Origin of the sequence: Nissabacter sp. SGAir0207, from assembly GCF_005491205.1 — a bacterium.
In the GTDB taxonomy this organism is placed as follows: Bacteria; Pseudomonadota; Gammaproteobacteria; order Enterobacterales; family Enterobacteriaceae; genus Chimaeribacter.
Map to the genome: position 1 here is coordinate 288,925 of NZ_CP028035.1, position 17,660 is coordinate 306,584.

Genomic DNA, 17,660 nt, shown 5'->3' on the forward strand with positions numbered 1-17,660 from the left:
GGCGGCGGTTTTTTTATGCCTTTTTTCCACCGCCCGCCATTGGGTGCCGGGATAACTTGACGCCTTCCGCTCCCCGTCATAACGTCTTTAGCAATTCCAGGCTCGTTACGCCGGCAGATTTGCTAGACTGACGACCTAAAGATAGTGAGTGATGAGCCTGCTGGCCCCACGTCGGCCCGGCTCTCTCTACGCAGAGGATGGTATCTTCGATGTCTAATTCGCTCTTACCTGGCGAAATCAGCGACCTTGATTTGCTGGAACAACGGCCCTTCACCGCCACGGACCACGAGATCCTGAAATCCTATGAGGCAGTGGTGGATGGCTTGGCAATGCTGATTGGCGGGCATTGCGAGATCGTCCTGCACTCGCTTGAGGATCTCAAGTGCTCGGCGGTGCGCATTGCCAACGGCGAGCATACCGGCCGTAAGATCGGCTCGCCGATTACCGATCTGGCGCTGCGGATGCTGCACGATATGGCTGGCGCTGACAGCAGCGTCTCCAAAGCCTACTTTACGCGGGCGAAGAGCGGCGTGCTGATGAAATCCGTCACCATCGCCATTCGCAACCATGAGCAGCGGGTGATTGGCCTGCTCTGTATCAACATGAACCTCGACGTGCCGTTTTCGCAGATTATCCAGACCTTTATCCCGCCCGAGGCGCATGAGATTAGCTCCTCCGTGAACTTTGCCTCTTCGGTGGATGATCTGGTGGCGCAGACGCTGGAGTTCACCATTGAGGAGGTCAATGCGGATCGCAATGTTTCCAACAACGCCAAAAACCGGCAGGTGGTGCTGAACCTGTATGAGAAGGGGATCTTCGACATCAAGGACGCCATCAACCAGGTGGCGGATCGGCTGAATATCTCCAAGCATACGGTCTATCTCTACATCCGCCAGTTCAAAAGCGGCGACCTGTTGGGAAGTGACCGTTGATGCTGCGTTATGCCCTTTTGGTCACCGGGCCAGCCTACGGCACCCAGCAGGCCAGTGCCGCCTACCAGTTCGCCCGCGCGCTCCTGGCGGCGGGCCACCATCTGGAGAGCATCTTCTTCTATCGTGAAGGGGTGTTGAACGCCAACCAGTTGACCGCACCGGCCAGTGATGAGTTCGATCTGGTGCGCGCCTGGCAACGGCTGGCCGTTGAGCATCAGGTGGCGTTGAATGTCTGTGTGGCAGCGGCGCTGCGCCGGGGCGTGACGGATGAGAACGAGGCGCGGCAGTTGTCGCTCGGCCATGCCAATTTGCAGAGCGGCTTTACCCTGAGCGGTCTGGGCGCGCTGGCAGAGGCCTCCCTGCGCTGCGACCGGATGGTACAATTTTGATGGATGAGATGAAACGCGTCGCCTTTATTTTTACCCAAGGGCCGCACGGCAATGCCGCCGGACGTGAGGGGCTGGATGCGCTGCTGGCGGCCTCGGCCCTGAGTGAGCAGATCGGCGTCTTTTTCATCGCCGATGGCGTACTGCAACTGCTGCCCAATCAGGCGCCGGAGAAGATCCTGGCGCGCAACTACATCGCCACCTTTGGCGTGCTGCCGCTGTATGACGTGGAGCACTGCTACCTGTGTGAAGCCTCACTGCAGGCGCGCGGCATCGCGCCTGACCTGCCGTGGGTGCTGGAGGCCGAGGTTCTGCCGCCGGATGCGCTGCGCGAGCGGCTGGCCAGTTACGATGTTGTGATGACTTTTTAACGGATGCCCCATGCTGTTGACTCTCTCCCACTCCCCGTTCCACACTGATGTGCCAGCGCTGCTGCGGCTGGCAGGCGAGGGCGATGACCTGCTGCTGATGCAAGATGGCGTGCTGGCCGGGTTAACGGGCAGTGCTGCCCTTGATTTGCTGCTGGCCGCCCCAATCTCCCTCTTTGCGCTGAAAGAGGATGTGGAAGCCCGCGGGCTGACTGGTCAAATTTCAGACAAAATCGCGCTCGTCGACTATACTATTTTCGTCACACTGACCGTTAAACACGTTCAGCAAATCGCAGGGTGATTGCGGGTGGCACTGTATATTTCTTGACACCTTTCTTAGTCAGCAATAAAATTCTGCGTCCTCGTACTTTGCCTTCTGGCATACGAGGCGATTTATTACGTGTTTACGAAGCAAACCCAGGAGCTTTTTTAATGGCAACGATTAACCAGCTGGTACGCAAACCACGCTCTGTGAAGGCTGCGAAAAGCAACGTTCCGGCGCTGGAAGCCTGCCCGCAAAAACGTGGTGTATGTACCCGCGTATATACCACCACCCCGAAAAAACCGAACTCCGCACTGCGTAAAGTGTGCCGTGTTCGTCTGACTAACGGTTTTGAAGTCACCTCCTACATCGGCGGTGAAGGTCACAACCTGCAGGAGCACTCCGTGATCCTGATCCGTGGCGGTCGTGTTAAAGACTTGCCAGGTGTGCGTTACCACACCGTTCGCGGTGCGCTCGACTGCTCCGGTGTTAAAGACCGTAAGCAAGCTCGTTCTAAGTACGGCGTTAAGAAGCCAAAGGCTTAATGGTTCTCCGTTAAGTAAGGCCAAACATTTTTAACTTTAATGTCAAAATAAACTCGTAGAGTTTTGGACAATCCTGAATTAACAACGGAGCTATTCCATGCCACGTCGTCGCGTCATTGGTCAACGTAAAATTTTGCCGGATCCTAAGTTCGGATCTGAGCTGCTGGCCAAATTTGTAAACATCCTGATGGTAGATGGTAAGAAATCTACTGCTGAAGCAATCGTCTATACCGCGCTGGAGACCCTGGCTCAGCGTTCTGGTAAAGGCCACCTGGAAGCTTTCGAAGTAGCTCTGGACAACGTGCGCCCGACTGTAGAAGTTAAGTCTCGCCGCGTTGGTGGTTCTACTTATCAGGTACCAGTTGAAGTCCGTCCGGTTCGTCGTAATGCCCTGGCAATGCGTTGGATCGTTGAAGCTGCTCGTAAACGCGGTGATAAATCCATGGCTCTCCGCCTGGCGAACGAACTCTCTGACGCAGCAGAAAACAAAGGTACTGCTGTGAAGAAACGTGAAGACGTTCACCGTATGGCAGAAGCCAACAAGGCGTTCGCCCACTACCGCTGGTAATCACCACGCAGTAGTTATGCTAACCAAGCGGGCGCTTCAAGAAGCCAACCCGCTTGGGTTAACTAAACTTGAACGTCCTAGTGATAGAGGAATCAAATGGCTCGTACAACACCCATTGCACGCTATCGTAACATCGGTATCAGTGCTCACATCGACGCCGGTAAAACCACGACTACCGAACGTATTCTGTTCTACACCGGTGTAAACCATAAGATCGGTGAAGTTCATGACGGCGCCGCTACCATGGACTGGATGGCTCAGGAGCAGGAGCGTGGTATTACCATCACTTCTGCGGCAACGACCGCTTTCTGGTCTGGTATGGCGAAGCAATTTGATGCTCACCGTATCAACATCATCGACACCCCGGGACACGTTGACTTCACCATCGAAGTAGAACGTTCCATGCGTGTTCTTGATGGCGCGGTAATGGTTTACTGTGCGGTCGGTGGTGTTCAGCCGCAGTCTGAAACCGTATGGCGTCAGGCTAACAAATATAAAGTTCCGCGCATCGCGTTCGTTAACAAAATGGACCGCATGGGCGCTAACTTCCTGAAAGTTGTTGGTCAGATCAAATCCCGTCTGGGCGCGAACCCGGTTCCGCTGCAGCTGGCGATTGGTGCTGAAGAGCACTTCACCGGTGTTGTTGACCTGGTGAAAATGAAAGCCATCAACTGGAACGATGAAGACCAGGGTGTGACCTTCGAATACGAAGACATCCCGGCCGACATGCAGGACCTGGCTGACGAATGGCACCAGAACCTGATCGAATCCGCAGCTGAAGCATCTGAAGAGCTGATGGAAAAATACCTGGGCGGCGAAGAGCTGACCGAGGAAGAGATCAAGGCTGCTCTGCGTCAGCGCGTGCTGAACAACGAAATCATCCTGGTTACCTGTGGTTCTGCATTCAAGAACAAAGGTGTTCAGGCGATGCTGGACGCGGTAGTTGACTACCTGCCGGCTCCGACCGACGTTCCTGCCATCAACGGCATGCTGGACGACGGCAAGGACACCCCGGCTGAGCGTCACGCTAGCGATGATGAGCCTTTCTCTGCACTGGCGTTCAAAATTGCTACCGACCCGTTCGTGGGTAACTTGACCTTCTTCCGTGTGTACTCCGGTGTGGTTAACTCTGGTGATACCGTACTGAACTCCGTGAAATCTGCACGTGAGCGTTTCGGTCGTATCGTTCAGATGCACGCTAACAAACGTGAAGAGATCAAAGAAGTTCGTGCGGGCGACATCGCCGCTGCTATCGGTCTGAAAGACGTAACTACTGGTGACACCCTGTGTGACCCAGAGTCGCCGATCATTCTGGAGCGTATGGAATTCCCTGAGCCGGTAATCTCCATCGCAGTAGAACCGAAAACCAAAGCTGACCAAGAAAAAATGGGTCTGGCTCTGGGCCGTCTGGCGAAAGAAGACCCGTCCTTCCGCGTATGGACTGACGAAGAATCTAACCAGACCATTATCGCCGGTATGGGTGAGCTGCACCTCGACATCATCGTTGACCGCATGAAGCGTGAATTCAACGTTGAAGCGAACGTCGGTAAACCTCAGGTTGCTTACCGCGAAGCGATTCGCAGCAAAGTTACCGATATCGAAGGTAAACACGCCAAGCAGTCTGGTGGTCGCGGTCAGTACGGTCATGTTGTTATCGACATGTACCCGCTGGAGCCGGGTTCCAACCCGAAAGGCTACGAGTTTGTCAACGATATCAAAGGTGGTGTAATTCCTGGCGAATACATCCCTGCCGTTGATAAAGGCATCCAGGAACAGCTGAAAGCAGGCCCGCTGGCTGGCTACCCGGTTGTTGATATGGGTATCCGTCTGCACTTCGGTTCTTACCATGACGTTGACTCCTCTGAGCTGGCGTTTAAACTGGCTGCGTCTATCGCCTTTAAAGATGGCTTTAAGAAAGCAAAACCAGTTCTGCTTGAGCCAATCATGAAGGTTGAGGTAGAAACGCCGGAAGAGAACACTGGTGACGTGATTGGTGACTTGAGCCGTCGTCGCGGTATGCTGCGCGGTCAAGAATCCGAAGTTACTGGCGTTAAGATCCACGCTGAAGTACCGCTGTCTGAAATGTTCGGATATGCAACTCAGCTGCGTTCTCTGACCAAAGGTCGCGCATCATACACCATGGAATTCCTGAAGTATGATGATGCACCGAACAACGTCGCTCAGGCCGTTATCGAAGCCCGTGGTAAATAAGCCTTCGGGTTTAACACAATGATCCCGTGCTCTCCCCCGAGGGAGAGCACAAGATTAAGGAATATAGCCGTGTCTAAAGAAAAATTTGAACGTAAAAAACCGCACGTTAACGTTGGTACTATCGGCCACGTTGACCACGGTAAAACTACCCTGACTGCTGCAATCACCAACGTACTGGCTAAGAAATTCGGTGGCCAGGCTCGTGCTTTCGACCAGATCGATAACGCGCCGGAAGAAAAAGCACGTGGTATCACCATCAACACCTCTCACGTTGAGTACGATACCCCGAGCCGTCACTACGCACACGTTGACTGCCCAGGGCACGCCGACTACGTGAAAAACATGATCACCGGTGCTGCTCAGATGGACGGCGCGATCCTGGTTGTTGCTGCGACTGACGGCCCGATGCCGCAGACCCGTGAGCACATCCTGCTGGGTCGTCAGGTAGGCGTTCCTTTCATCATCGTGTTCCTGAACAAATGTGACATGGTTGATGACGAAGAGCTGCTGGAACTGGTTGAGATGGAAGTGCGTGAGCTGCTGTCTCAGTACGACTTCCCGGGCGACGACACTCCGGTGATCCGTGGTTCTGCTCTGAAAGCGCTGGAAGGCGAAGCAGAGTGGGAAGACAAGATTGTAGAACTGGCCGAAGCACTGGACAGCTACATCCCGGAACCAGAGCGTGCGATTGACAAGCCGTTCCTGCTGCCGATCGAAGACGTGTTCTCCATCTCCGGCCGTGGTACTGTTGTGACCGGTCGTGTAGAGCGCGGCATCATCAAAGTGGGTGAAGAAGTTGAAATCGTTGGTATCAAAGACACCGCGAAATCCACTTGTACCGGCGTTGAAATGTTCCGCAAACTGCTGGACGAAGGCCGTGCAGGCGAGAACGTAGGTGTTCTGCTGCGTGGTATCAAACGTGAAGAGATCGAACGTGGTCAGGTACTGGCTAAGCCGGGCACCATCAAGCCGCACACCAAGTTCGAATCTGAAGTGTACATCCTGTCCAAAGAAGAAGGCGGTCGTCACACTCCGTTCTTCAAAGGCTACCGTCCGCAGTTCTACTTCCGTACTACTGACGTGACTGGTACCATCGAACTGCCGGAAGGTGTTGAGATGGTAATGCCGGGCGACAACATCCAGATGGTTGTTACCCTGATCCACCCGATCGCGATGGACGACGGTCTGCGTTTCGCAATCCGTGAAGGCGGCCGTACTGTTGGTGCGGGCGTTGTTGCTAAAGTTATCGCTTAATCGCTGATAATTTCTGCAAGAAAAAGGGTGCTTCGGCACCCTTTTTTTATGGCTGTTCTCCTACCTGCCACCTTGAGTTGATATCACTTTTCCTCGCATTTCCCTCTCCCTCTCCGCCAAAAACCTCACTAAATACAATGATAAGTTTATGAGCTATACGGCAAAAACGAATTTGCAATAATAACGATTCGCATTTACGATATGATCAAAGAGTGTTCATTGAGTGGTTTTTATGTACGTATGTTTGTGTAATGCGGTCAGCGATAAGACGATTCGCCAGGCGGTTCGTCGATACCAGCCCCGCACATTCCAACAACTTAAGACCCTGGTTCCGGTCGGTACCCAGTGCGGCAAGTGTGTTCGCGTAGCCAGGCAAATTATGGAGGACGAGCTGCAATCGATCCCAGAATTTGAAAATATCGCCTAAATAAGCGCCAGTGCGTTGACTTACTCTATCCCGGATCTACGCTTTAGATACTGGAATGGAGGAGTTCACTATGAAAGGCGATGCGAAGATCATTACCCACCTTAATAAACTTCTTGGCAATGAATTAGTTGCGATTAACCAATATTTCCTGCATGCCCGCATGTTCAAAAACTGGGGCCTGATGCGCCTCAATGATGTGGAATACCACGAATCCATTGATGAGATGAAACATGCCGATCGCTATATTGAGCGCATCCTGTTTTTGGAAGGGTTGCCCAATTTGCAGGATCTCGGTCGCCTGAACATTGGTGAAGATGTCGAAGAGATGCTGCGATCTGATCTTGCACTGGAACTGGATGGCGCCCGTGATCTACGTGCAGCGATTGCCCATGCGGACTCCATCCATGATTACGTCAGTCGCGATATGATGATTGAGATCCTGACGGATGAGGAGCATCACATCGACTGGCTGGAGACCGAGTTGGAGTTGATTGGCCGTGTCGGCATCCAAAACTACATCCAATCCCAAATCCGCGAAGAAGCCCAGTAACCTTTCAGCGAAACGCCAGTCAGGCGCTGCCTGCCTGGCAGATATAGATAATCATGCCTGCCAGCGCCAGACAGGGGCCAAACGGTAACATGCCGGTCTTACCCTGTAGTAGACGGCGCGCCAGCGCCGCGGCTATCCCGACCAGTGCCGCCAGCAGACAGAGCATAGGCAGTACCTGCCAGCCCAGCCATGCTCCCAGCGCTGCCAGCAGTTTGAAATCGCCATAGCCCATCCCTTCTCTGCCTGTCGTCAGTTTGAAGCCCCAATAGAGCAGCCATAGCGCCAGATAACCCGCCACCGCGCCATAGAGTGCATCTTGTAAAGGCAGGGTGCCGCCCACCGAATGGGCAAGCAAGCCCAGCCACAGCAATGGCAGGGTCAGGGTATCTGGCAGCAAGTAAGTGCTGATATCGATCAGGCTTAACGCCAGCAGAAACCAGATGACCGCCAGTGCGCAGAGCAGGTCGAAAGGCGTATGGAACAGGTAAGATGCGCCTAAAAACAGCAAGCCACAGAGCAATTCGACGCAAGGGTAGCGCGCAGGGATACGGATGCCACAGGCGTGGCAGTGTCCGCGCAGCAAAATCCAACTCAACACGGGAATATTGTGCCAGGCACGCAGTGGTGCCTTACAGGTGGGGCAGTGGGAGCCAGGGAACGCCAGATTAAGCGCCGGGTTTTGTTCCGGTTGGGTAATCATCAGCGGCAGGCGATAGATCACCGCATTCATAAAACTCCCCAGCAGCAGCCCCAGCAGGGCCACGCCACCGTGGAGATACCAGCCCGGCAGGGCAGAGAGAAGTGCTGTGCTCATCATACTGTGAATGCCTTTACCGTAGCGTTAGCTGGCGCACGTTGACCTGTTGGTTCGCACGGTCGCCCGCCTCAAGATTAATTTTCACAACCTCAACGTGCTGCTCTGTGGCCAACTGCCCAAGCCAGCGCAACAGGGTGGGGAAGCTGACAGGGTTCAGGGTCACAGTGAGTCCCTCTGCCGTGGCGTTCTGTTGTGTCACGATAATGCCGCTACGGGCCGCCGATTGGGTGACGATGCCGCTCAACGCCTCTTTACTGGGCTTGGGGCCAAGTGGTGGGGTCAAAGCTTCAGCCTGTGCCAGCATCCAGTCGAGGTTGCTCTGTTGGCTGGCAATGTGTTTTTCCAGCGTGGCGATTTTGCTGTTCATCGGCATAAAGAAGCCAAACCAGAGCAGGGCGGCCGCCAGCAGTGCGCCCAAGGCCATTATGATCCGCTGCTCGTGCGGCGGTTTGTTCATCAGCCACTGTTTCATGAAGATCTCCTGCTGCTTAACGTGACGCTCTGCCCTTGGGCATTTGATTTACTGAAATGAAATTCGCTGTCGGTGGCCGCCATAAAAGCGTCCAGCGCGCGGTTATCCTGAACCTCAAGTTGGAGGGTAAAAGCACCGGACGTTTGGTCGTAATCCAGCCCGATAAAGGTGATGCCGGTCTTTTTGGCGGCATTGAGCCGCGTCAGCGCGGGCAGGAACGGGGGCGTACGCTTCTTCATATTTTGCTCGAAATAGAAACGCAAATTCCGCGTCTGGGGACTCTCTGGGAACCAGTGGCGATAAACCGTCTCTATTTGAGTAGTGACTTGGTTTTCCAGACGTGTCAGCTGCCATAGGGTGACTGCCGGCAGCAGCATGGCCAATCCAACGGCTGCCGCCAGCAGGCTGACTGTAATGCGCGGCAATACCCGGCCCCAGGTTTTGGTGGGCTTACGTGGGGTAAATTTGCCCTGCAACAGTGTAGGGAGAACGTCAGGCAGGGCTTGCAGCATTAATAAAAAGGGGTGAGCTGACGGCGCACGGTGCAACGCGGGATAGTCGGGCGGATTATCGCTATGGCAGGTCACGCACTCCGGCTGACTCATGGCGAGGAAACGCGCGCACCAGCGGTCGTCCACCACACAGGCCGCATACGCAGACTGGCGGATCAGCCACTCATCCCCGAAACGGCAGGCACTCCAGCCTGCTTCAGCCAACGGCAGCAACAGCGCATCCGCGGTGGCGCACACCACGCCAAGACCTGCCGAGTTCAGGCTCTCCAAGGTCTGGCGGAGCACCCTTTCATCCATGCCCATCACCTGCAACTGCGTCTCTTGTCGGCACAGCGTTGCCCAGTGGAGGGTGTCCGGGTCGCTGGCAATGCTCTCCTCAGTCAGGTGGGCAATCAGCGCATCCAATGCTCTGGGCGTTTTGGCCGGGAGCGTGAGGCTGCGGAAAACCACCATACTGGCGGGAAACAGCAGGCACACCCGCTGCGCGGCGGGGTGCGTCGACAGTTCACCGAGCGCCTCACTGCTTGCCAGTTGATGAATATCCTCTGGCGTGCGGGCGTGGGAATCAAACCAGTAGACTGGTTCGTCAGGGGAGCGGCCGACCCGAATGAACAGGTGGTCAGTGCTGGGAGAGTTAGGCATTTAATCAATTATCCGGTAACGACGTTGGTACACGCTCAGGCCGCCTGTTTCACTGTTGTAGTAAATCAGGCTGCTCATGCTATTGGTCTGCATTTCGAACTGTCCCTGGGTGTGCAGAATGAAGTAATCACTGCGCACGGCCAGCAAGGGCTTCAGCGCATCGCCAGCGATCTCCAGGGTGTAATTGGCTTGCTGGGCCGCCTCAAAAAAAGCCTCCACTGCTGGCCAGCCGTTATGGGGGCGGGCGGCAATCAATTTGCGCGCCGCCTCCTGATCCAGACTGCCCAGAAACAGGGCGGAGAGCAGGGGGGCGTGCCGCTCAGTCAGCGTATTGATATCGATAAGCTGGCCCTCCTCCGGTAAGACGCAGAGTTGGTCACGGATCGATTGCAGGGCCGTCTGCGGCAGATTGGGCAGCGAGGCCAGCTCATTAAGCGAAAACATCAACTGATTGGCGGCGGCACGCGAGGGCGTGAGCGCCTTATAGCGCGCATCCTCCGCGCCCGCCGGACGACTGATGTCGTCATCATCCAGATAGTCGCTCAAGGTATCGATAAACTGATCGGTCTGGTCAGAACTCACGCCGGCCTGCTGCAACAGCGCACGCAGGACTTGGGTATTGTAAGGCTCAGGCTGGCCTGGCTCAGGCGGGACATTTCCCCGCAAACTGTTGAGATTAAAGCAGCTCTGCGCGTCCACAAGTTGGTAGCGCAGGCGATAGCCTGACGGGGTTTCAAGCGCCGCCTGTTGCAACACCGGCTGTGCAAGGGCGGTAACCTTGGGGGTATCGGCGAGCGCTTGCTGCAACTGTGACAGAACCAGCGTTTCCGCCGATCGCGCCAGCCACTGCAACTGCGTTTGCTGGAGCACCATGCTCTGCTGCTGTAGATTGGCGCGAAAGTGCAAGGTCATGTTGGCAGCCAGCGATGCCATGATCGCGAGGATCATTAGCACCACTAGCAATGCGACACCACGTTGCCTCTTCATCGGGTCGGCTCCTGCGCAGAGGATTTGGCCGGGGAGGCCGCGCCGCCACCGGTGGCAGGTTGGGTCTCATTGGGCGCTTTCTTGCGCTTCTGCAAGGTATCCGGCAGCAGGAACAGCCGGCGAACCTCTCCCACACCTTTTACCTCGGCCACGATCTCCACGGCCTTCGGCCATGCGGTGGTGGAGGGCCATTCCGGCTGCCAACTCTGGTCGAAGAAGCGCCAGGAGAGGGACGTAACGTTATCCAGCATGATGCGGGGCGCCGAGAACTCGCCCTCTGGCCGGGCCGGTAGCGGAAGTGTGCTGCGGGTCAGGCTCTCGCCAGTTAACTGCCAACGCACCGCCACCAGATCGCTGGCCGCCAGAGGTTGGGTCGCGCGGGTCACGTCCAGCGTGGTAAAGCCCAGCTCAGTGGATGAGAGGTCCAGCAGCGGTTGGTCTGGCTGGTTGCGGCGTGGAAGGATCTGCGTCAGATCCCGTTCCATCACGGTAAAGGTGCGCTGGAGTTGATTGAGCGTCTCGCTGTGCTCCTCTACCGTCTCCTGGCTTTGCAGGGAGACGCCGAGAATCTGGTAGGTCAGCAGGCTCAGCATGGCAAAAATCGCCATGGCGAGCATGACCTCGATCAGCGTGAATCCTTGTTGAGTGGCGCGTAACATGGTTATTTCTTCTCAGGCGGCAGTGAAAAGCCATCAAGGGTCAACAGTGGCGCAGATGTATTGGCATCGGCCCGCACCTCCAGCGAGGTCAGAAGCCGTTGCGCCTCATCCTGCGACACGTTTTGCCGCAGGAACCATGTCTGCCCAGCCATGCTGATCTCTTGCTCTGCCTTGGTGTTCTCTGTGCTCTGTGGCATGAGCCGCTGCTCTGCCAACGCATTGTCTGCCACCCAGTTCGCAATCAGCGTGTCGCGAAAATGGCCAGTAAAACTGACCTGAGCGGTCAGGCTGTTTAGCAGTGCCAGCGCAGCGATGGAGAAGATGGCAAGCGCCAGGATCACCTCCAGGATGGTCATGCCCTGTTGGGAGCGGGCTGGCATACTCATGGTTGTGCCGCCTGTGTCAGGGTCAGAGGAAGCGTGCCGCCCGCGCTGAGGGTGCAGCAGGGTGCATCCGGCGAGGAGAAGCGCAGCTCAAACGGCGTAATGCTGCCATCCGGTGTGAACAGAATTTGGGATGCCTCGGTGGACGATGTCAGCAACGCCACCTCTTCATCCGCGGCGAATTCCCCCTGCATTGGCATACGTTCTGACTCCACCGGCACCCATGCCGGTAGGGTGGCATCCGGCACCAGTGGCAGCGCACTCTCCAGAATGGTGAATCGATAGCCAGACGGCGTCAGGGCCAGCCGCAGCGGCCGGCCGGCCAGCGTCGCGCGTGAGGAGGCATACTCCATCAGCGTTTTCATCTGCTCCGCCCGCGCATAGAGCGGGTGATGATCCGGCAGGGTCATCGTCACCACGAGTGCGGTGCCAGCAAAAATCGCCAGCACCAGCATAATCTCCAGCAGCGAGAACCCTTTTGACGTCATCTGGGACAAGGTTATTTATCCTTCACTGCCCAGTTGGCAATGTCATCACCGGTATTCGGCTCACCATCCGGGCCAGCGGAGAAGAGATCGACCGCCCCATGGTCGCCAGGGCTGAGCAACATGTAGTCGTTGCCCCACGGATCAGCTGGCAGGCGTTTGATATAGCCATCCTGACGGTAATTGGCCGGCACCGGGCTGATCTCCGGCTTGCTGACCAATGCCTCCAGTCCCTGCTCGGTAGTGGGGTAGCGGTGGTTGTCGAGCTTGTACATATCCAGGGCATTTTCCAGCGCCACAATGTCACTGACCGCCTTTTGCTGGTCGGCCCGCTCCTTATTGCCCATCAGGTTCGGCACCACCAGCGCCGCCAGGATGCCTAGAATGACGATCACAACCATCAGCTCCATCAAGGTAAAGCCGCGTTGTGTTGAAGAGGTAGAACGAATCGCTTTTGACATGGTATGGGTTCCGTTTAACTGACCAAATTATTGAGTTGAAGAATGGGTTGTAGAATTGCCATCACGATGAACAGGACAATGCTGGCCATGCTGACAATCAATGCCGGTTCAAACAGGGAGAGCGCCATTGTCAGGCGCTGCTGCATCAGCTGATCCTGATTGTCAGCCGCGCGCGCCATCAGCTCGCCCAAGCGGCCGCTCTGCTCCCCGGAGGCGATCATATAAAGCATCATTGGCGGGAAGAGCTGGGTCTGCTCCAGCGCCTTGAAGAGGGCGTTGCCCTGACGCACACTCTCCGCCGCTTGGGTCAGCAGCAGATTGATGCGCAGGTTGGTTACCCCGGCGGCCGCAATGTTCATTGCCTCCAGCAGCGGGACACCACTGGTTTGCAGGATGCTGAGCGTGCGCGCATAACGGGCGCTGTTGATCGCCCGAATCAGCGGCCCAATCACCGCCGGGCGCAATAGCTGGTGATGGAAGCGCATACGGTGCCGCGGGTTGCGCAGCATCAGCTTGCCGCCAACAATCCCCAGCAGCAGCACCACGCTGGCAGGTAGCCAGGCCGCCTGCAAAGCGCTGGAGACCGAAATCAAGATGCGCGTGGTCACAGGCAGTGCCTGCTTCATATGCACAAACTGCTCGATGATCTGCGGCACCACGGCGACCAGCAGAATGGTGATCACCAGAATTGCCACCAGCGTCAGCATCAGCGGATAGATCATCGCTTGGGTGAATTTGCTTTTGAGCTGTTGGCGGATCTCGTTGTAGTCCGCCATCTTCTCCAGCACTGGGCCTAGCTGACCGGTGCGCTCGCCCGCCGTGACCAGCGTGCAGAACATGGGATCGAAGAGGCGCGGATAGTCGCCGAGCGCATCAGCCAGCGTATGCCCCTCCACCACTTTGCTGCGCACCGTTTTCAGGACGGTCGCCAGCGCCGGATGGTCGGTCTGCCGCGCAATAACCTCCAGCGCCGACTCCAGCGGCAGTGAGGCGTTAATCAGGGTCGCCAGCTGGCGGGAGAAGAGCGACAGCGTTGCGGTAGGCACCCGTGCTCCCCGGCGGCGGCCAGTGGTTGGCAACAGGCCACTCGCCGTCACAATCTCCAGCGGGGTGAGGTTTTGCTCTCGCAGCAGGCGACGTACGTCGCGTGGCGATTCCGCTTCCAGCCGGCCGCGCACGGTTTTGCCAGCAGGCGTGACAGCCCGGTATGCGAAGCGGCCCATTATATTGCCTCCCCGGCCGCGCCATCCTGCTCGGTGGTCACCCGCAGAACCTCTTCAACCGTGGTGTCGCCAGTTATTGCCTTCAGCAGGCCATTTTCCCGCAGGCTGCGGCTGCTTCCACGGACGATCTTCTCAATGCCCAGTTCGTCCTGATTCTGGTAGATCGCCTGTCGCAGCGCGTTATCTACGGTCAGGCACTCATGGATGGCCGCCCGGCCGCGGTAGCCGGTAAAGCGGCAGGACGGGCAACCCACGGCTTGATAGATATGGGTGGGTGGCGCGGGCAGGAAAGCAAACAGCGGCGCTTGCGCAGCAGGCAAGGGGACTTGCTGGGCACAGGTCGGGCAGAGCCGCCGCACCAGCCGCTGGGCCACCACTCCCAGCAGGGAGGAGGCGAGCAAGAAGGGTTCCAGCCCCATGTCCCGCAGTCGGGTAATGGCACCTACCGCACTGTTGGTGTGCAGGGTCGACATCACCAGGTGGCCGGTCAATGAGGCTTGCACCGCAATCTGGGCAGTTTCGTTATCACGGATTTCCCCCACCATCACGACATCCGGGTCCTGGCGCAGGATGGCACGCAGGCCGAGGGCGAAGGTCATCTCCACGCGTGGGTTGACCTGCGTCTGGCCAATGCCCTCCAGCTCATACTCAATCGGGTCTTCCACCGTGAGAATGTTGCGCTCATGGTTGTTCAGCGCTGCCAGCAGGGCGTAGAGCGTGGTGCTCTTCCCAGAACCGGTCGGGCCGGTCACCAGCAAAATGCCGTGCGGCTTGGCGATCAGCGAGGTCAGGGTATGCTGGTCAGCCGGCGACAGCCCGAGCTGGTCGACACTCAGACAGAGGTTGTTTTTGTCCAGCAGGCGCATCACCACCCGCTCGCCATACTGGGCCGGAATGGTGGAGACGCGAATATCAATGGCTCGGTGCCCGAGGGTCAGGGAGATGCGGCCATCCTGCGGCAACCGTTTTTCTGCGATATCCAGCCGCGCCATCACCTTGATGCGCGATACGATAAAGGGCGCCAGTTTGCGCGCCGGTTGCAGAATCTGGCGCAACACGCCATCGACACGAAAACGGATGCTGAGGCTGCGCTCAAAGGTTTCGATATGGATATCGGACGCCCCCTCTTTCACCGCTTCTGCCAGCACGGCATTGATTAACCGGATAATCGGCGAGTGCTCATCGCTGGCCAGCAGATCCTCGTTATCCGGCAGATCCTCGGACAGAGACAGCAGGTCGATGCCGCTGCTCAGGTCACTCATGATCTGCTGGGACGCGCCGCTCTGATTCCCATAGGCGGCCGAGAGCCGCTCATCGAACTCTGCCTCACTGAGCTGCACCACTTCGCTGATCCGCCCGGCCACGCGCTGCGCTTCCAGCAGGGCCTCCGCGCTGACCGTCATCCGGCAGTAGAACTGCTCCCCAATGCGTGCCACGCCATGCTGCTTCGCGTAGAGATAAGGCAGGGGCAGGGCTGTCGCGTCGTCTGGATATTCCATCTCCGCCTCCTTATCCGTGGAACGGATTACGTGGGCCGCCAGCGGCCGGCTCTGCAACCTTGACCGGCGCAGCGGGCGCGACCGGCACGGCCGAGGGCTGGATCTTGGCGGGATAGTCCGGCAGCACCGTACGCTGGCCCGCGCGGATCGGCAGGTCATTGCTCTCCTCTTCCTGACGCGCTTGCTGAATTTTGCGGAAGTTTGAGTACTTCTGGTTAGAGAGCGAGGTGTAGATGTCATCATCCCGGATGATGGTTGGCCGGATGAAGACCATCAGATTGCGTTTGCTACTCTCCGTGTTGGTGTAACGGAAAAGGTTGCCCACCCACGGGATGTCGCCGAGCAGCGGCACTTTCGATTTCGACTCTTTCGTACTGTCATCCAGCAGGCCACCCAGCACCACGGTTTCACCCGTGCGCACCAGCACCGCGTTATGGATGGTGCGGGTGTTGAAGGTTGGGCCAAGTGAGGAGTTGGTGGAGGTATCCACGCTGGAGACCTCTTGCTCAATCTCCATCAGGACAGAGTCCCCCTCGTTAACCTGCGGCGTCACCTTCAGCTTGGTGCCGACAGTTTTGTAGACCACGCTGTTGAAGACGTTGTCACCGGAGGTGGTCTGCGAACCTGAGAGGGAAGGGACTTCCTGGCCGACATTGAAGGAGGCCTCTTTATTGTCGAGGGTCACAATGCTTGGGGTAGCCAGAATGTCATTCTTATTGCTGGTGGCCAGTGCCGTCAGCAGCACATTCCAGTCACCTTTGAAGAACCCAGCCGCCAGGCCGTTGAATGAGCTCATGGTGTCAGAGAGCGGATTGTCACTACTGATCACGCCATCACGTTGGTACTGGCGCGCGCCGGCCGCCACCTTAGAGATCGGGGCACCGGTGCCAGTAAATTGGGTACCGCCAACCTTATTATTGCTCCACTGGATACCGAGGTTCAGCCCGTTACCATCCTGCACCTCAACAATGATTGCCTCCACCAGCACCTGTGCCCGGCGAATGTCCAGCTTCGCGATCACCTGCTCCAGCGACTGCATCACGTCTGGCTGGGCGGTGATCACGATCGAGTTGGTTTGCTCATCGGCGGTGATGCTCATCGGCTTGCTGGCTGCCGGGGCGGCTTCAGCAGCTTTGCCCTCTTTTAGCTCTTTGCTGATGCCAGTCAGCACCGGCACGATTTTGTCTGCCTTGGCATAGCGCAGGTAGAACACCTTGGTATTGCCCTGATTGACATCATTCTGGTCGAGTTGGTTGATGAGCTTGACCGCGTGGCGGCGAACGCCTTCCGGCCCACTGACCACCAATGTATTGGTGCGCTCATCGGCCACTACCTTGGCCTGAAGAATATTGGCCGACTGCCCCTTGGACTCTTCGCGCACCAGATCGTTGACCAGCTTTGCCATCTCAGAGGCGGAGCCATAGCGCAGCTTGACGGTTTCCCGCTGCTGATAACCCATCATGTCCACCCGCTCCACCAGATCGATCAGGCGGTTGACCACCGAGGCACGCCCGGTCAGCAGCAGGGCATTGGCGGGTTCGTAATGCACCACATTGCCGACGCCGGTACTGTCGTTCAACTGGCGCAGCAGGGGAGCCAGTTCGCGCACCGGCACATTGTTTAACGAGATCACCCGAGTGATGATCTCATCCCCACGGCCTGGCTTGCCCTTATCCGCCAACGGGATACCCGCGGCTTTAGCATTCGCCGTGCGCACCACTTTCAGCAGGCCATTATCCATTGGCACTACCGCATAGCCGTAAATATCCAGCACACTTAAGAAGAATTGGTAGTACTGATCTTCATTCAGAATGTCATAACTTTTGACGGAAATATTTCCCTGAACGGCAGGATCGATAAGTATCGTTTTATTCAGGTTCTTACTAACGGTATTGATAAATTCTTTAATATCCGTCTCTTTGAAATTGGCCGTAAAATCTGCCGCCTGCAAAAAGGCAGGAATAAACAGCAGCGGCAAGCAAATGCCATTGACGAGGCGAGTGAATGTAAAAGCCAT

The 17,660-nt window shown here is 56.9% G+C and carries 21 protein-coding genes; 10 read left to right on the forward strand and 11 right to left on the reverse strand.

Annotation, left to right across the window (positions count from 1 at the left end; all coding sequences use genetic code 11):
- Positions 1-209: 209 nt before the first annotated feature.
- From C1N62_RS01245 to bfr, 10 genes are all read left to right on the forward strand, one after another.
- A complete protein-coding gene (locus C1N62_RS01245) occupies positions 210-932 on the forward strand; it encodes a transcriptional regulator (protein WP_168195789.1) in 723 nt (240 codons plus the stop codon).
- Complete coding sequence (gene tusD, locus C1N62_RS01250) at positions 932-1,321, forward strand: sulfurtransferase complex subunit TusD (RefSeq protein WP_137761932.1); 390 nt, start codon at positions 932-934, stop codon at positions 1,319-1,321. Before C1N62_RS01245 ends, tusD begins: the two co-directional genes overlap by 1 nt.
- An 8-nt stretch (positions 1,322-1,329) precedes the next feature.
- Positions 1,330-1,689: a sulfurtransferase complex subunit TusC gene (gene tusC, locus C1N62_RS01255; RefSeq protein ID WP_137764871.1), complete on the forward strand. Its 360-nt coding sequence runs from the start codon at positions 1,330-1,332 to the stop codon at positions 1,687-1,689.
- A 10-nt stretch (positions 1,690-1,699) separates the two neighbouring features.
- Complete coding sequence (gene tusB / locus C1N62_RS01260) at positions 1,700-1,987, forward strand: sulfurtransferase complex subunit TusB (RefSeq protein ID WP_137761933.1); 288 nt, start codon at positions 1,700-1,702, stop codon at positions 1,985-1,987.
- A gap of 131 nt (positions 1,988-2,118) precedes the next feature.
- A complete protein-coding gene (rpsL, locus tag C1N62_RS01265; protein ID WP_004930426.1) occupies positions 2,119-2,493 on the forward strand; it encodes a 30S ribosomal protein S12 in 375 nt (124 codons plus the stop codon).
- A gap of 97 nt (positions 2,494-2,590) precedes the next feature.
- Entirely contained in the window at positions 2,591-3,061 is a 471-nt protein-coding gene (gene rpsG, locus C1N62_RS01270) for a 30S ribosomal protein S7 (protein ID WP_005969574.1), read from the forward strand.
- A gap of 96 nt (positions 3,062-3,157) precedes the next feature.
- Positions 3,158-5,272, forward strand: a complete 2,115-nt coding sequence (gene fusA / locus C1N62_RS01275) for an elongation factor G (RefSeq protein ID WP_137761934.1) — start codon at positions 3,158-3,160, stop codon at positions 5,270-5,272.
- Positions 5,273-5,341: 69 nt separating this feature from the next.
- Positions 5,342-6,526 carry an elongation factor Tu gene (gene tuf, locus C1N62_RS01280; protein WP_137761935.1) on the forward strand — a complete coding sequence of 395 codons (1,185 nt, stop codon included), beginning with the start codon at positions 5,342-5,344 and terminating at the stop codon, positions 6,524-6,526.
- Positions 6,527-6,758: 232 nt separating this feature from the next.
- Complete coding sequence (gene bfd / locus C1N62_RS01285) at positions 6,759-6,953, forward strand: bacterioferritin-associated ferredoxin (protein ID WP_137761936.1); 195 nt, start codon at positions 6,759-6,761, stop codon at positions 6,951-6,953.
- 70 nt (positions 6,954-7,023) lie between these two features.
- Positions 7,024-7,503 carry a bacterioferritin gene (bfr, locus tag C1N62_RS01290; RefSeq protein WP_137761937.1) on the forward strand — a complete coding sequence of 160 codons (480 nt, stop codon included), beginning with the start codon at positions 7,024-7,026 and terminating at the stop codon, positions 7,501-7,503.
- 19 nt (positions 7,504-7,522) lie between these two features.
- Here bfr and C1N62_RS01295 read toward each other — a convergent pair whose 3' ends face one another.
- The 11 genes from C1N62_RS01295 to gspD are packed head-to-tail and all read right to left on the reverse strand — an operon-like array spanning position 7,523 to position 17,660.
- Positions 7,523-8,320, reverse strand: coding sequence for an A24 family peptidase (locus tag C1N62_RS01295; RefSeq protein WP_137761938.1), 798 nt, complete (start codon positions 8,318-8,320; stop codon positions 7,523-7,525).
- A 13-nt stretch (positions 8,321-8,333) separates the two neighbouring features.
- The gene (gspM, locus tag C1N62_RS01300; protein WP_137761939.1) at positions 8,334-8,792 is read right to left on the reverse strand and encodes a type II secretion system protein GspM; all 459 of its coding nucleotides are present in this window, start codon (positions 8,790-8,792) and stop codon (positions 8,334-8,336) included.
- Entirely contained in the window at positions 8,789-9,946 is a 1,158-nt protein-coding gene (gene gspL / locus C1N62_RS01305; protein ID WP_137761940.1) for a type II secretion system protein GspL, read from the reverse strand. Before gspL ends, gspM begins: the two co-directional genes overlap by 4 nt.
- Positions 9,947-10,933 carry a type II secretion system minor pseudopilin GspK gene (gene gspK / locus C1N62_RS01310; protein ID WP_137761941.1) on the reverse strand — a complete coding sequence of 329 codons (987 nt, stop codon included), beginning with the start codon at positions 10,931-10,933 and terminating at the stop codon, positions 9,947-9,949. It lies immediately after the preceding gene.
- The gene (gene gspJ, locus C1N62_RS01315; RefSeq protein ID WP_137761942.1) at positions 10,930-11,592 is read right to left on the reverse strand and encodes a type II secretion system minor pseudopilin GspJ; all 663 of its coding nucleotides are present in this window, start codon (positions 11,590-11,592) and stop codon (positions 10,930-10,932) included. The genes gspK and gspJ overlap by 4 nt, the downstream gene beginning before the upstream one ends.
- 2 nt (positions 11,593-11,594) lie before the next feature.
- Positions 11,595-11,978 carry a type II secretion system minor pseudopilin GspI gene (gspI, locus tag C1N62_RS01320; protein ID WP_137761943.1) on the reverse strand — a complete coding sequence of 128 codons (384 nt, stop codon included), beginning with the start codon at positions 11,976-11,978 and terminating at the stop codon, positions 11,595-11,597.
- Complete coding sequence (locus C1N62_RS01325) at positions 11,975-12,463, reverse strand: GspH/FimT family pseudopilin (protein ID WP_137764872.1); 489 nt, start codon at positions 12,461-12,463, stop codon at positions 11,975-11,977. The genes gspI and C1N62_RS01325 overlap by 4 nt, the downstream gene beginning before the upstream one ends.
- A gap of 11 nt (positions 12,464-12,474) precedes the next feature.
- Positions 12,475-12,921 (reverse strand): type II secretion system major pseudopilin GspG, encoded by a 447-nt coding sequence (gspG, locus tag C1N62_RS01330; RefSeq protein ID WP_137761944.1) that lies wholly within the window; start codon positions 12,919-12,921, stop codon positions 12,475-12,477.
- A gap of 14 nt (positions 12,922-12,935) precedes the next feature.
- On the reverse strand, positions 12,936-14,144 hold the full coding sequence (gspF, locus tag C1N62_RS01335; protein WP_137761945.1) for a type II secretion system inner membrane protein GspF: 1,209 nt from the start codon (positions 14,142-14,144) through the stop codon (positions 12,936-12,938).
- Positions 14,144-15,643: a type II secretion system ATPase GspE gene (gene gspE / locus C1N62_RS01340; RefSeq protein ID WP_137761946.1), complete on the reverse strand. Its 1,500-nt coding sequence runs from the start codon at positions 15,641-15,643 to the stop codon at positions 14,144-14,146. The genes gspF and gspE overlap by 1 nt, the downstream gene beginning before the upstream one ends.
- A gap of 10 nt (positions 15,644-15,653) precedes the next feature.
- A complete protein-coding gene (gene gspD, locus C1N62_RS01345) occupies positions 15,654-17,660 on the reverse strand; it encodes a type II secretion system secretin GspD (protein WP_137761947.1) in 2,007 nt (668 codons plus the stop codon).

Bases quoted from the DNA above. Each gene is read 5' to 3' on its own strand.
- C1N62_RS01245 (WP_168195789.1), top strand. From the start codon at position 210: ATGTCTAATTCGCTCTTACCTGGCGAAATCAGCGACCTTGATTTGCTG.
- tusD (WP_137761932.1), top strand. From the start codon at position 932: ATGCTGCGTTATGCCCTTTTGGTCACCGGGCCAGCCTACGGCACCCAG.
- tusC (WP_137764871.1), top strand. From the start codon at position 1,330: ATGAAACGCGTCGCCTTTATTTTTACCCAAGGGCCGCACGGCAATGCC.
- tusB (WP_137761933.1), top strand. From the start codon at position 1,700: ATGCTGTTGACTCTCTCCCACTCCCCGTTCCACACTGATGTGCCAGCG.
- rpsL (WP_004930426.1), top strand. From the start codon at position 2,119: ATGGCAACGATTAACCAGCTGGTACGCAAACCACGCTCTGTGAAGGCT.
- rpsG (WP_005969574.1), top strand. From the start codon at position 2,591: ATGCCACGTCGTCGCGTCATTGGTCAACGTAAAATTTTGCCGGATCCT.
- fusA (WP_137761934.1), top strand. From the start codon at position 3,158: ATGGCTCGTACAACACCCATTGCACGCTATCGTAACATCGGTATCAGT.
- bfd (WP_137761936.1), top strand. From the start codon at position 6,759: ATGTACGTATGTTTGTGTAATGCGGTCAGCGATAAGACGATTCGCCAG.
- bfr (WP_137761937.1), top strand. From the start codon at position 7,024: ATGAAAGGCGATGCGAAGATCATTACCCACCTTAATAAACTTCTTGGC.
- C1N62_RS01295 (WP_137761938.1), bottom strand. From the start codon at position 8,320: ATGATGAGCACAGCACTTCTCTCTGCCCTGCCGGGCTGGTATCTCCAC.
- gspM (WP_137761939.1), bottom strand. From the start codon at position 8,792: ATGAAACAGTGGCTGATGAACAAACCGCCGCACGAGCAGCGGATCATA.
- gspL (WP_137761940.1), bottom strand. From the start codon at position 9,946: ATGCCTAACTCTCCCAGCACTGACCACCTGTTCATTCGGGTCGGCCGC.
- gspK (WP_137761941.1), bottom strand. From the start codon at position 10,933: ATGAAGAGGCAACGTGGTGTCGCATTGCTAGTGGTGCTAATGATCCTC.
- gspJ (WP_137761942.1), bottom strand. From the start codon at position 11,592: ATGTTACGCGCCACTCAACAAGGATTCACGCTGATCGAGGTCATGCTC.
- gspI (WP_137761943.1), bottom strand. From the start codon at position 11,978: ATGAGTATGCCAGCCCGCTCCCAACAGGGCATGACCATCCTGGAGGTG.
- C1N62_RS01325 (WP_137764872.1), bottom strand. From the start codon at position 12,463: ATGACGTCAAAAGGGTTCTCGCTGCTGGAGATTATGCTGGTGCTGGCG.
- gspG (WP_137761944.1), bottom strand. From the start codon at position 12,921: ATGTCAAAAGCGATTCGTTCTACCTCTTCAACACAACGCGGCTTTACC.
- gspF (WP_137761945.1), bottom strand. From the start codon at position 14,144: ATGGGCCGCTTCGCATACCGGGCTGTCACGCCTGCTGGCAAAACCGTG.
- gspE (WP_137761946.1), bottom strand. From the start codon at position 15,643: ATGGAATATCCAGACGACGCGACAGCCCTGCCCCTGCCTTATCTCTAC.
- gspD (WP_137761947.1), bottom strand. From the start codon at position 17,660: ATGGCTTTTACATTCACTCGCCTCGTCAATGGCATTTGCTTGCCGCTG.